The following is an 11,835-nucleotide window of genomic DNA, read 5'->3' as shown; positions in this document are numbered from 1 at the left end:
CCGCCGTAGGACAGGTGATGATCTCGCTCGCCGCCGGCGGGGCGTTTATATAGACCATCGATCTGGCTGGGTTGGCGGGCTTTGTCACGGTGACGAACTCCATGATGTTCGTCGCCTTGGCCAGGTCGTCGATGGTGTACTGGTTGTCCTGGATCTCGTAGAGGACGCAGTCGTTGATGAAGCTGTTGAAGTTCTGCTTATAGAGCTCATCGGTGAAGGTGATCTTGGTCGCTTTCGCCATGAAGTTTGCGCCGTAGATCATCCCCGTCTTGGAATACTGCACGTCATTGGGGTCACCGAACGCGGTCTCAGCCATTTGGATCGCGCGTGCGCCGATCTGCGAAGCGACCGACGAGGCGAAAGCCACGCCTAGCGGAACGTTCGCCACATCGGCCCCGGCCAGGGCAGGGTTAAATTTATCAGTCACATGGACGGTGACCTTCGGCACCAGGACGACGCCATAGATCACGGCGCACATGATGAACCACTTCAGACCTCGGCCGGCGTTCAGGTCGACGATCCCACGGAACAGAACCATGATCAGGCCGAGCAGCATCGCAAGTCTGATCAGAGAGCTCATGGCGTCGGTGCCGCACAGCAGCGCAACACCGATAAAGATGTCGCGGTAGTTGGCGCCGCCGCCGTAGGTGATGACCTCGTACATGCCGAACATGGTCGTCCCCTCCCCTTAGCGATTGAGCGCGGAGGTAAAGCGTAGGCTCTCGCCGATGCGGTTGCGCACATCCGCCTTGATCGTATCGTCGGCGACCTGGGTATTGCGAACGATCGAAATGATGGCGTTCAGCTTGTTGGCGCTGAGGAGCTTTTTCGCGGAGATCTCCTGCATCACGCCATTGGTGTTGTCCCACCACAGACGGACCTGGTTAGGGTCCAGGCCCTCCATGTTTCGGGCGCCTTCCTGGACGGCCTGGACGTTCTTCCCCATCCAGCCGTAGGCCAGATCGAGCGCGATGACCTCGCTGTACTCCGCCATCGCCATATCGGCCGTCACGCCCGGCTGGGAGGCGTAGACGCTCGCCATACGGTAGACGGGCAAAGACGTCATGCCCAGGAACGAGGTTTCCTCGCTGGCCAGCGCCGAGCGATTGCGGATCTTCGTGACGATGTTCGTGAGGGTGTAGGCGACCTTATTCTTCAGGCTGCAGGATGAGCTGTAGCTGGTGCAGGCGGTCGTTGGGATGTTGACGGTCAGGCCGTCAGTCGTGGGATTGAGGCACTTGTCGGAATCGCACTTCATCACCTTCATCGCGCCGCCATCCATGAGCATGCCAATGACTGCGTCCTTGGTGCCTTGCGGGGGAACGATCGTCTGTTTGCAGCCCTGCACACCGGTGGCGTCGTTCGGGCAGGTGATGATGTAGGTGCCGGTCATGGTCATCATCACCTGAGCCAGCTCGAGGTCCGACCCAATGAGGCTGTTGTTCTTGATCGCCTCCCACGCCAGGTTGCGATTGATAGGCTGGAACTTGGCTTCGTCGGCCGAGGTTGACGACAAGGCGGCGTTGGATTTGACCCCGCACCCGTTACGGGCGGCGACGGCGTCGCTAAACGTGCCTTTGCTGCGCCCAAGGCGCTGGCAGAAGGCGTCACCCATGACTTGAGCCGCTGTCCAATCGACGGCCTTCTGCGCCGCTTCGCAAGATCCGATGTTGAACTGGTTCATCTTGTTGGCCCAGTCCTGGAAGGTCTTCAGCTGGTCGGCGATCGGGGATGAGATCAGCTGCAGAGCCAGCATGAACGCGTAGGGCGCAGCGTTACTGGCGATACCCTTGATCGCAGCGATAAGCTGATCTGCGCCGATGAAGCTAAAGGCGCCGGCGTATACATCGATGCCGCCACAGCCGCCCGAGATCGATGGCAAGGTCACCGAACCGACCTGCGTCGTTTCCTGCGGGGTGCGGTAGGACAGGTTGCCGAGCGTGTAGTAGCCGCCGGCTTGGGTCTGATAGACCCGAGGTCCGGTCACATTGGCGGACGAAAGACCGCTGGACCAGTACGCGTTCATATTGTTGCTGACATCAGCCATGGCCGACCCGGTCGAGGCTAGCGCCACAGCGGCCGAGAGCAGAACGGCAAGAAACTTGCGGAACATGAGGGGCCTCCGGATCAGTAATCTTGGCCTGGCTCGGTCGCCAGGAGGACGTAGATGCGCTCGACGATGTCGTCCTGGGCCATGATCCCAGCGCCGATGTAAGACAGACAGCCTTGCGGCTTGAGGCACGGGTTGACCTTCACCGTCCGATCGTCCGAGAGGCGGACGTAGACAGGGTGAACTTGACCCGTGCGCGGATCGACATTGCTGTTCTGGTAGAGCAGCACCGAGGGCGTCGTCGGGTTGTCAAAGCCCCACGCACGCAGCTGACCGCGATCCACCATCTTGTCGCCGAGGTAGGGATTGTCAGAGCCGTCGGTCGAGACGCCCTTGACGGTCAGGGTGTAGCGATTGGCGAAGTCGCGCATCACCGGCGAGAAGACTTTGCACGCGCCGCAGGCGGCTCGATAGACGTAGAAGATCCCGATCTCGCCTGACACCTTGCGAAGGAAAAGCTCGCGGTCATTCGACCGCTGATCAGACCACTGGCGCTTACCCAGTTCGGAAACCGGTCGCTTGAGCGTGTAATCGAGATCCGGCCGCGACCAGATCAGGCGGCGGTACTCGTCAGAGAAAAGACTGCTTTGATTCAGCGCCGCGCGCTGGAGCTTGTAGAAGCGCTCGATGTTCTCGGCGGTTGGGACCCAAACCGCAAGCTTCTGGGCCTTATCCAGTTCGACCTTGAAGCGCTCGAACTCCGCGATGGCACGGTCCTGGTCGCTCGCCGCAGGCGCGCTCGCGCCCTCTGGCGTCGTTGCTTCCGGTTCTGGGTCGGGTCTGGCGCAGTAGAACCAGGTGCCCAGCGAACGCCCACAATAGGCCTCCGCGGACCCGCTCTGGGCGGCTTGCGCGGTCGCGGGCGGTTTGACCGAGGGCTCCGCCGCCTTGGCGGTCCCCGCCAGGCCAAACAGGAGAATGGCCGCGATCGCCAGGCCGGCAAGCGTGACCGTGTGGGCTTGGCGCTCGCCGGCGATGGGATTGTCGGCCAGACCAAGAACAATGCCTCGCGCCATGAACACCAGCAGCGCTAGAGCCCATGAGGCAAGGAACCAGGCGCCGGCGGTGTAGACCTGCGCGGCGACGAGCGCAGCAGGTCGCTCTTCGACGATCACGGCGACCAGCGCGTAGATCGCCGCGAGGAGGGCCGAGATCCACGTGGTGGGAACGGCCGTCGCCCGCCAGTTCTGCATTTGGCGGACGACAGACTGCCGGACCACGTCGTTGCCTAGTTTGGCCAGATCAAGCTTCATCATCCCCTCCCCTATGATGCGGCCGACGCCGATTGCGCGGCGCGGACCAGGTCCTTTCCGACGAAGCCTGCGAGCGCCTCGAAGACATGCCCTTGGAGATCCTGGTCCAGCAGCAGCAGAACAAAGACCGCCAGTCCGCCGCCCAAGCCGTAGATCAAGACACTGTCGACCACCGGGCGCTGAGCCTCCGACGCGGCCGCCTTTGCGAGCATGGGCCAGAGCGCCGCGGCGCCCAGGACGGCGGCGCCAAGAACCACAATGAAGTACGGACTCCAGAACGGCCCGGGGTAGCGCGAGGCCACCAGCACCCTCGAGAGCACCAGGAAAATCGTGTAGGCGCCGGCCACTCCTGCGGCCCAGACGGTCGCTCGAGCGCGCGGATTCGTGTTTCGTTGGATCTGATCCATCAGAGACCCCCCGTCGGATTGGTCTGCGTCCCGTAGAGACTGTTGATCGAGTTCTGGATGCGGCTCACCGTGCTGTCGGTGTTGGAGCCGGTCAGGCTGTTCATCTTCTCGGAATAGAAGTCGCTGAAATCGACGTTCGAGAGATCCAGCTGCTGGAACTGATCGACCGTGAAGCCGCTGCAGTCCGGCGTCTTGGGTTGCCCCCAGCTCTTGCCGAGCTGGGTGTGGCCCGCCTCCTGGACGATCCGCGCGAGCGAGCCTTCATAGCCGCAATAGCTCATCGCCTTTTCAAGGCACGCCCCAAAGAACGACTTGTTGGAGCAGTAGGTCCCGACATAGTGCGTCGCCTTATTGTCCTGGCGATTGATCAGCTTCTTCTCTTGGTCGTCGCACTGAGCCAGACCAAGGCTCAGACCCCAGCCGCTATCCTTGCAGCAATTCCGGAAGCCCAGGATGGCCTTGCGGCAGCGCAGAGGCTCGCCCTTGAAGATCGACAGGTCGGCGGCCGAACCATACGACTTACCGGCCATGTTCATCGCGGCCAGCTGACCGAAGGTCTGCGGCAACTCGTCATTCTGCTGGGTTTCGCTAAGGGAGAAGCAGCTGTCGCCCAAGCACATCCGGTCGGCGCACTGGGTCTCAGTCGTTGTCTTCGTGCTCGTCGATGAGCACTTGTAAACATGCTGGACGGTGATGCACTTGCCAGGGCCCGGGTCGGGATCATCAAGGCACTCATCGCGGTCGTAGGTACAACCCTTGGGCGGATCGCAAGTGGACTGCTGAGGGCCGGCCGCCGAGCACATGTAGCTCGTGGTCTTGGCCCAGCAATCGGCCGTGATCTGCAGACCACTCACCGTCCGCGTCGCGGGGCCTTGCGTGCAGGTCGTGGCAGTGACCTGGCAAGCTTTGTCGCTGGCGGCCGGACAAGCGGCGCTCAATTCCCAATGGGAGCCAGTTTGCGTCGTAGAGCTCGAAACGGGCGAGCCCGCGCCCGACACGCTTCCGGTACAGGAATAACCGCTCGTCTTGACCGAGCAATTGCCTGAGCCGTCGTCGGCCGAGCAGCGATAGGTGTAGGTGTAAAGGCTGCACGCGCCTTGCGGATCGTATCCGATACAGGTGCGGCTCTGCTGCGAACAGCCGTTGGTCTTTCCGGCGCACTGATCGACCGATTGCGAGGTCGAGCAGGTATAGGCGCTGCTGCTCGACCAACTGTCGCGCGTGACGCTCAACCCATCGATGGTTCGCGTCCCGCCTCCAGAGAAGGTTTGCGACGACAGCTTGCAGGTCGCGTCGGCCTTAACCGCGTCACACCCGCCCGACCAGCTGTCCTGGGCGACCGACTTCACGGTGCCCGTGGGCGAACCGGCCCCGGAGACTTGGTCAGCGCACTGGTAGGTGTTGTCGGTGCGGGTACAGGTACCGCCCGGATTGGTCATGCAGCTGTAGGTGATGTTGTAGAGGCTGCACTGGGCGTTGGCGCAGCTGCGGCCGGTCTCAGAACAACCCGAGACATTGCCGCACGTGTCCACCGATTGCGTCGAGGAACAGGTGTAGTTGTTCTGCACGCCCCAGACCGAACGGTAGACGTTCAACCCGTTGATGTTGCGAGTTCCGCCAGGCTGGGTGACCGTCTGGCCGGTCTGCGAACAGTTGCCGGGGACAGAGCCGCAGTTGGACGTCCAATATTCATTGGAGATCTGCTTGCCGCTGTTGGAATCGACATAGGTGCGATCATACTGAGTGCAGGAGCCGCCGGTGTAGCCGCTGCAGCTGGAGCTTTGCAGCTGATAGCCCGACGGCACCGAGCAGCCCGGCGCCTGATTGACGACGTCGCACTGGTAAATGTCGGTGTAGCCCCAGCAAGACCGCGTGACCGAAACGCCGTTGATGGTGCGCGTCCCAGAACCGCCCGTGCAAACGGAGTTGGTGCGGCGACAGCCTTGGCTTTCAGCGACACAAGCGCCGCCGTCCAAGCTCCAGTCCTCGCCGGTGATGACGCCGGCGACCGAAATCAGCCACAGATCACCCCGCGAAGGACCAGGGCTGGGCGGTCGGTCGCAGTCAAATTCGAAGTACCAACCGTCGGGCTGGTTCTCGGCGACTGTCTGCGAGCAGGCGTCCAGCCCGCTCGGCAGGTATTCAAGCATTCCGGGCAGGTAGTAGCCGTACTTGTAGACCGGCATCGCCGAAATGTTGAGCACGCGCCCGCAGGTCGCCGGTGTGCTCGAGCCGACATATCCCTCGGTGCAGCTATAGGTCTGCTGAGCCCCACCCGTGACTTCAACGACAAGCGTTTCCTGGCACGAGGTCGTCGACGTCGAGGTGGTGGAGCCCTGCTGACACGACGTCGTCTGATAGGTCGGCGGGCTGACCGCGCCGCAGACCGAGTTCGTGAGGGTGCATTGGCGGCTGAGGGTATTGCAGGCTGATGAGCCGCTTGAGCACTGATAGACATAGTCTGTGTCGACCGTGACCTGACGCTCCTGCGAGCAAGTCTTAGTCGTGGAGGTCCACTGCGTGCCGGCATTGCAGGTCGTGGTCTGATAGTAGGGCGCGCCTGGCGTGGTGCAGCTCTCTCCGGTCTTGGTGCAATTACCCGAAGATCCAAGCTGCAGGCACTCGGTCGACAGCACCCATGTGCGGGTGGTCTGATTGTAGCTGCTGGTGCAGGCGTAGTTGTTGATCGTCTGGGTGTCGATGACCAGGGTCGAGGCGCACTGGTAGGCGGTGTCTGTGACCTGCCGGCTGGTCTCGCAGGTATACATCGACAGCGACGTCGTCGTCGTCGACTTCGTGACCTCCTTGCACTCTGTGGAGGCAGTGCCCGTGCTTGAGGAGGCGGTCGCTGCAGGATCGTTGCCGACGTTGATCGACTTCTTGAGCCAGTCGGCGTTGAGGTCGACAGCGCTCGTCGTGCGCTTGTCCACGCTGGAGGCCGTGAGACCCAGCAACGGATCGCCGGACACCGCAGCAGCAGTTCCTGCGTTCTGCAGACCCGTAGGATTGTTGGCGTAGCTTTGGAGGTTCGATGCGTCTCCACCGAAGCCGGGCACATTGGTCGAGCTGGCGGCCGAGGAGACATTCAGCGTGGAGGTCTGAGACTGCGCAAAGGACGAGGCCGCGCTGCTCTGGGTTTGAGCGAACGCGATCGCGCCCAAAGCGCCGGCTGCGGCGCCGACACTGATCGCGATCAGGCTGCGGACCACCCACCTCATGATTTAGCTCCTGAGGCGCCGAAGCGCGCCCTGCGCGACGTCCGGAGCCTGCCGCCCCTTCTTGCTCAGGATTTCAAGCGCCGCCTCGAGGGAGACATTGCCCTTGACCTGATCAGAGGGCGGCTGAGGCGATACGCAGTCGAGACCGCCGCCGCAGGGTTCGATGGGGCGCTTGGCGGCGATGAACACTGGAACCTGGGTGATCCCGTAAGACCGGAAGACGCCGGGGTCGATCGACATGCCGTTTGGGCTGGTCTCATCGAAGACCTGCTTGGTCGCAGCAAGGGTCTCCTTGAAGCTGCCATTGACCAGACCGCGAATGACCAAGGTCGCGCCGGCGCGGTTGGCGTCTCTGGCAAGGCGCCGCAGATCCGAGGGGGGCATGCTGAACGAGACGGCCACATAGACGACGCCATCGCGCGGCGCGCTTTGCAGATCACCCATCGACTGGGCGTCGGGAAACTCCTTGGCGTCGAGCATGCCAAGCCCGCGCTTCAGCGCGTTCGTATTGCCGTCTACGAGCGCCTGAGCGTCTCGTGTTTGTCGGTCTGTCGCCGTAGGCTGTTGCGCCATCCAGCGGCGCAGATCCTCCTGGAGCGCCGCAGCACGCTTGTTGACCTGGTCGACAAGTTCTTGACTGGTCTGGGCGTAGAGCGGCGCAAACCAGGCCAGGGCGCCGACGAAAACGATCGAACCCAAGGTCGACGCTGGAAAGGCGCCATGAACCGCGCCGGCCCAGATCAGGCCTGAAGCGAAAAGCAATGCTCCGATGAGAACGGTCCAAGCGACTAACGATCCGTCGAACGGTGCAATTGTCATGGCTATGGCCCCGCGCAGCAGTTGCGTTTGCGCCAGATCAGATACCCGTGGTCTTCGCCGACGACGGGCGCGGTCTTACCGGCTTCATAGGTTGAGGTGGTCGCCCCAGGTGTCGGGCAAGCGAACGGGCCCTTGGTGTTGGCGACCGGATTCACGAGCTGGTAGCGGTACTGCAACTTATCGATGATCGGGGCGATCTGCTTGCTGCAAACCGAGCCCTGACCCCGCGTCGACCAGGCCAGGCCCTGCCGGTGCATCTTGTAGGTGAACTTCTCGACGGCGAGCAGACTGCCGTCCACCTCACCGGTGGTGCCCATGGTGTTGCCGGTCATCGGGTACATCGACCCGCGGCATCCGGCGCACCAGAAGAGCGCCTGGATGGGCAGACCGGTGGACGCTGCGACGCAATCAACCGTACAGGCGGCCAAGGCTACGGGATTGGCGAAGACGATCGCCTCAGGCTGGATGATGGCCGCAAGCTCATCGTCTCGCCACAGAGGATCCAACTCGGTCACGTAGCCGATGTCGAAGCTCGTCTGCTCCAGGCACAGGAAGTCCGTGAGGAGCTCAAGCCAATACATCACAGGATAGATGTACCAGTGGACGTGATAGTTCGCCGTGCTGCGCCCCTCGCCCGGGGTGCTGCGGTGGCTGGTTCCGCTCTGAGCGCCGAACGGGATCGGCAGTTGCACGCCGCCCAGGTTCGGGAAGCACCATGCTTTGCGCGTGCTATCGGCCAGGCGCACAGGTTCCCAGAAGCCGATCGTCAGCCCCACTTGCACAAAGAGCGGCGGCGGCGCCGGACAGACGCACACCGGCGAGCTTGGATTGGGCGAATCCGGCCGGCTACCCTTGGCGATGGGGATGGAGCCGAGCGAGATGGGTAGAAGGCACGACCAGCACACGTCCGTAATCGGGTTCACGAACTTGCCCTTGCAAGACACGCTTCCAGGATTAAGCGCTTGAGCGCTGACAAGCTGCGGAAGCGCGAGCGCAACGACGGCCAAGAGGCCGAGGATCCAACGCCAAGGAGGCCGGGTCACAGCGCCACCTCAGAGATCCTGAGCGCCGAACCATCCTTTTCGACGACGGCGGGCAAATGCGAAAAGCCGAACTTTGTCGTCAGGACGCCAGCTTGGTCGAAGAACACCTCGACCTTGTCCTTGCGCATGATCTCCAGCGGCGCGCCTTTGGTCAGGACAATATAGACCTTATCCTTCGGCCTGGCCTTGGATCGCCGGATAGCGAACTCAAGCTGCTCTCGGTCATCGCCGTCGATGAACACCAGGACGCGATTGAAGTTTGGCAGCCGCTCGAGCGGATTAATGCGATCACCTTGCCGGGCGAACACGCGCCCTCGCGTATCGCTAAAGTCGCGCGGAACCACGAAAGTCGGATCATAGAGCCAGGTGCGCGACTTGCTCGCCTTCGTCAGGCCAGCCACCGGCGTAGGGCGTTCGAGGCGCTGCTTCACGCGCGCGGCGAAGGCCTTGTTGAGCGCGTCGATCTTCCCCGATTTCTGAGCATCCAGAAGCTTGGCTCTCAGCACCGAGAAAAGGTCGTTCTCCTTCACGGCGAAGGTCGCGCCGTAAGAGCCAAGGTCCTCCGCAGGCGCGCTCGAGGCGACCGACACAGCCAGGACGATCGCGAGTGGAGCCCAACGTCTCATCACATCACCGGTGTGGCGACGCCCAGGATCCTGGCGCGCGGGATGAGGCCGATCATCGCGTAACGGCTGTCGAGGCTGTCAGGATGAGGCGTCATGACGAAGTAGTGGTCCGGCGGGATCACGCCGGCCGAGATCGGAGCGACGGGGACGCCGGTGCGGCTCGCGGGTTTGGCAAGGCCGACCGGGCGCCCGGCGACGATGACCTCGCGACCCCGCAGCTCAATCCGATCGCCGGGTACGCCGGCGACGATTTTCCCGAAGACCATGCCTTTCGGATAGAACGGGTTCTCGGGCGGGACGAACGCGATCAGCTCGCCGCGATGCGGGTGCTTACGCGTCTGATCGGCGATGAAAGCCCAGTTCGGTAAGCTCTCGGTCTGATTGATCGCGAAACGGTAGCGCTGAATCGCCTTGGCGTAGGCCTGGCCCAGAACCAGCGTCGCGAGGATCGCCGCCAGCATCAGCAGCCGGCGATTGCTCGGCTGACGTTCTGATGGCGCCTCAAAGGTCGTGGCGGCCGTCATTGACCGGCCGCCCCAGAGCCGGAGAGGCCCGGCGTGGGCGTCGCCGGCGACAGACCGGTCGCGGCGACCTTTCCAAGCTTGTCGTTCACCGCACGCCCCACCTCCGTCGTCGCGTCGGCGTACTCGCCAGCGAGGACGCATTCTCGCGGCATGACGATCACACCCTTCTGGGTCGACGCGTTCTTCACGGCGTCCTGCGCGACAGCCATGAAGAGCTTGGTCCTAAGCTCGACTTCTTGCGGGGTGATCGAGGGCGACGTCGCCAAACGCGACACATACTCGCGTGTGAGCTGCCCGACCCCGACCGTGATGACCTTTGGAGGCTCAGGGCGGAACATCACGCGATAGGTCAGGCAGCCGGTGGCCACCATGTTGACGGCGAGCGCCACCGCCAGGCCCTCAGTGAGGCCCATCCGTGAAAAGAGGCGCGCCTTGATGGCGACGGCAGCGGGGGCTTTCGACGGTTCAGTCACGCTGCGTCCTCCTGCAGGATCTTGGAACGGATGGGCCAGGCGGCCCAGCAAAGGCGCGATTTGGGGGCTCGGATCGCGCAGGTTGCTATCCAGAGCACGGCAAGGGTCAGGAGCAGCGCGATCTCGACCGGACGGCGCGCCTCGGCCGAGGCCTTGGCGTAGTGGGCCCAGAAGGATCCCCATTCATGCGCCGTTGTCTGCCAGTCAAAGCCGAGCATGGCCCAAGTCAGGGCAATGAAGAGAGCGATGGAGACCGAAAGACTTTCGAGCAGGAACGCGACACGGTCCGCGATCGCCCAGGACCAGGGTCTGGCCGCGTCGACCATCCGCGCATAATGGGCGCGCATCAGACAGCCTCCTCTTCAGTCGGCGTGCGCAGGCGACGCGCCAGATCCACGACGCGACGGCGCCCGCCTTCGCCGAGGTGGGCGTAGGTGTTCATGAGGTCGCCGAAATCGGGGTCGCGACCGATCATCTCTTCAACGTCAGCCTTCAGCTGCTGCTCGATCCGGAGCGGGGAGTTCTCACCAAATGCGACACGGCGGATCGCCTCGGGCGTCGGAACATTCGCAGCGACCAGGGCCTCCACGGCGCCCAGAACTTCGGGCTTGGTCGAATAGAGCGTCGCCGAATACGGATCGAGCGCCAGGCGCGCGAGGAACCGGCTGCTGGGGCCTTTGATCAGCGCTTCAGCGAAAACCCCCGGCTCCATGCGAAGGGTCTTCAGCGTCTCGATCATGGCTTCGTCAGCCTGGATCCGATCGTTCTTTTTGAACTGCTCGATGATCTCAGGCTTGAGGCGCAGACAGATCAACCAGTCGGAATTCTCAAAGCAGCTCTGAGCGCCGCTGGTCTTGTAATAGTCGTTCAGCGACTGCGTTCCGGTGATGATCGCGCCGCCTTCCTTGCGGCAACGGCGAACGAAGCCGTCGATGTACTGGCCAGCGGCGCCGTCACCCAGAAGGCTCCAGGCCTCGTCGATGATGAGCGCCTTCTTCTGGGTGCGCCCGCCCCGCTTCATCGCCTTGCGCAGCAAACCGAGGATCAGGAGGATGATAACCGACCGCAGCTCAGGCTTCGCGTCGAGATCCTCCATCTCGAAAACCGTGAACGGATTGTCGATCTCCAGCGTCGCTGGCCCGTTGAAAAACCGGCCATAGACACCTTCCGAAGTGAACGTGACGAGGGACATCGCCAGGTCGTGGCCGCGTCGATCTTCCGAGCGGCGCAGGATGTCGACAACAGCGTCAATCGATCCGTCTGGACCCATATTGTCGAAGACGTCGTTGACCGCCATTTCAATGAGGCCGGTGTCCGCCGTCAGCGCCTTTGAGACAGATTGAGGGTTCCGTTTAGAGGAGG

12 protein-coding genes are annotated in these 11,835 nt (G+C 62.8%); all 12 read right to left on the bottom strand.

Annotated elements, in window-relative coordinates:
• A partial coding sequence (locus AX690_RS12600) for a conjugal transfer protein TraG N-terminal domain-containing protein (protein ID WP_197426856.1) occupies window positions 1-673 on the bottom strand: 673 nt, incomplete at its 3' end.
• Between the two features lie 15 nt (window positions 674-688).
• The gene (locus AX690_RS12595) at window positions 689-2,113 is read right to left on the bottom strand and encodes a conjugal transfer protein TraH (protein WP_066684465.1); all 1,425 of its coding nucleotides are present in this window, start codon (window positions 2,111-2,113) and stop codon (window positions 689-691) included.
• 14 nt (window positions 2,114-2,127) lie between these two features.
• Window positions 2,128-3,363 (bottom strand): conjugal transfer protein TraF, encoded by a 1,236-nt coding sequence (locus AX690_RS12590; protein WP_197426855.1) that lies wholly within the window; start codon window positions 3,361-3,363, stop codon window positions 2,128-2,130.
• An 11-nt stretch (window positions 3,364-3,374) separates the two neighbouring features.
• A complete protein-coding gene (locus AX690_RS12585) occupies window positions 3,375-3,770 on the bottom strand; it encodes a hypothetical protein (protein WP_156449651.1) in 396 nt (131 codons plus the stop codon).
• Window positions 3,770-6,724, bottom strand: coding sequence for a conjugal transfer protein TraN (traN, locus tag AX690_RS12580; protein WP_197426854.1), 2,955 nt, complete (start codon window positions 6,722-6,724; stop codon window positions 3,770-3,772). Before traN ends, AX690_RS12585 begins: the two co-directional genes overlap by 1 nt.
• A gap of 267 nt (window positions 6,725-6,991) precedes the next feature.
• Window positions 6,992-7,750, bottom strand: coding sequence for a type-F conjugative transfer system pilin assembly protein TrbC (gene trbC / locus AX690_RS12575; RefSeq protein ID WP_062095407.1), 759 nt, complete (start codon window positions 7,748-7,750; stop codon window positions 6,992-6,994).
• A gap of 59 nt (window positions 7,751-7,809) precedes the next feature.
• Complete coding sequence (traU, locus tag AX690_RS12570) at window positions 7,810-8,814, bottom strand: conjugal transfer pilus assembly protein TraU (RefSeq protein ID WP_197425244.1); 1,005 nt, start codon at window positions 8,812-8,814, stop codon at window positions 7,810-7,812.
• 32 nt (window positions 8,815-8,846) lie between these two features.
• A complete protein-coding gene (gene traW / locus AX690_RS12565) occupies window positions 8,847-9,476 on the bottom strand; it encodes a type-F conjugative transfer system protein TraW (RefSeq protein ID WP_062095411.1) in 630 nt (209 codons plus the stop codon).
• Complete coding sequence (locus AX690_RS12560; RefSeq protein ID WP_082749432.1) at window positions 9,476-10,000, bottom strand: S26 family signal peptidase; 525 nt, start codon at window positions 9,998-10,000, stop codon at window positions 9,476-9,478. The genes traW and AX690_RS12560 overlap by 1 nt, the downstream gene beginning before the upstream one ends.
• Window positions 9,997-10,473 carry a TrbI F-type domain-containing protein gene (locus AX690_RS12555; RefSeq protein WP_062095413.1) on the bottom strand — a complete coding sequence of 159 codons (477 nt, stop codon included), beginning with the start codon at window positions 10,471-10,473 and terminating at the stop codon, window positions 9,997-9,999. Before AX690_RS12555 ends, AX690_RS12560 begins: the two co-directional genes overlap by 4 nt.
• Window positions 10,470-10,820, bottom strand: coding sequence for a hypothetical protein (locus AX690_RS23340; RefSeq protein WP_062095416.1), 351 nt, complete (start codon window positions 10,818-10,820; stop codon window positions 10,470-10,472). The genes AX690_RS12555 and AX690_RS23340 overlap by 4 nt, the downstream gene beginning before the upstream one ends.
• A partial coding sequence (locus AX690_RS12545) for an ATP-binding protein (RefSeq protein WP_197426853.1) occupies window positions 10,820-11,835 on the bottom strand: 1,016 nt, incomplete at its 5' end. The genes AX690_RS23340 and AX690_RS12545, both read right to left, overlap by 1 nt.

This window comes from Caulobacter sp. CCH9-E1 (assembly GCF_001556515.1).
GTDB lineage: Bacteria > Pseudomonadota > Alphaproteobacteria > Caulobacterales > Caulobacteraceae > Caulobacter.
The sequence above is the reverse complement of the archived record's forward strand: the minus strand, read 5'-3'. Positions and strand labels throughout refer to the sequence as shown.

What these genes read in the sequence shown, in the direction of transcription:
- AX690_RS12595 (WP_066684465.1), bottom strand. Translation starts at nt 2,113, where the DNA reads ATGTTCCGCAAGTTTCTTGCCGTTCTGCTCTCGGCCGCTGTGGCGCTA.
- AX690_RS12590 (WP_197426855.1), bottom strand. Translation starts at nt 3,363, where the DNA reads ATGAAGCTTGATCTGGCCAAACTAGGCAACGACGTGGTCCGGCAGTCT.
- AX690_RS12585 (WP_156449651.1), bottom strand. Translation starts at nt 3,770, where the DNA reads ATGGATCAGATCCAACGAAACACGAATCCGCGCGCTCGAGCGACCGTC.
- traW (WP_062095411.1), bottom strand. Translation starts at nt 9,476, where the DNA reads ATGAGACGTTGGGCTCCACTCGCGATCGTCCTGGCTGTGTCGGTCGCC.
- AX690_RS12560 (WP_082749432.1), bottom strand. Translation starts at nt 10,000, where the DNA reads ATGACGGCCGCCACGACCTTTGAGGCGCCATCAGAACGTCAGCCGAGC.
- AX690_RS23340 (WP_062095416.1), bottom strand. Translation starts at nt 10,820, where the DNA reads ATGCGCGCCCATTATGCGCGGATGGTCGACGCGGCCAGACCCTGGTCC.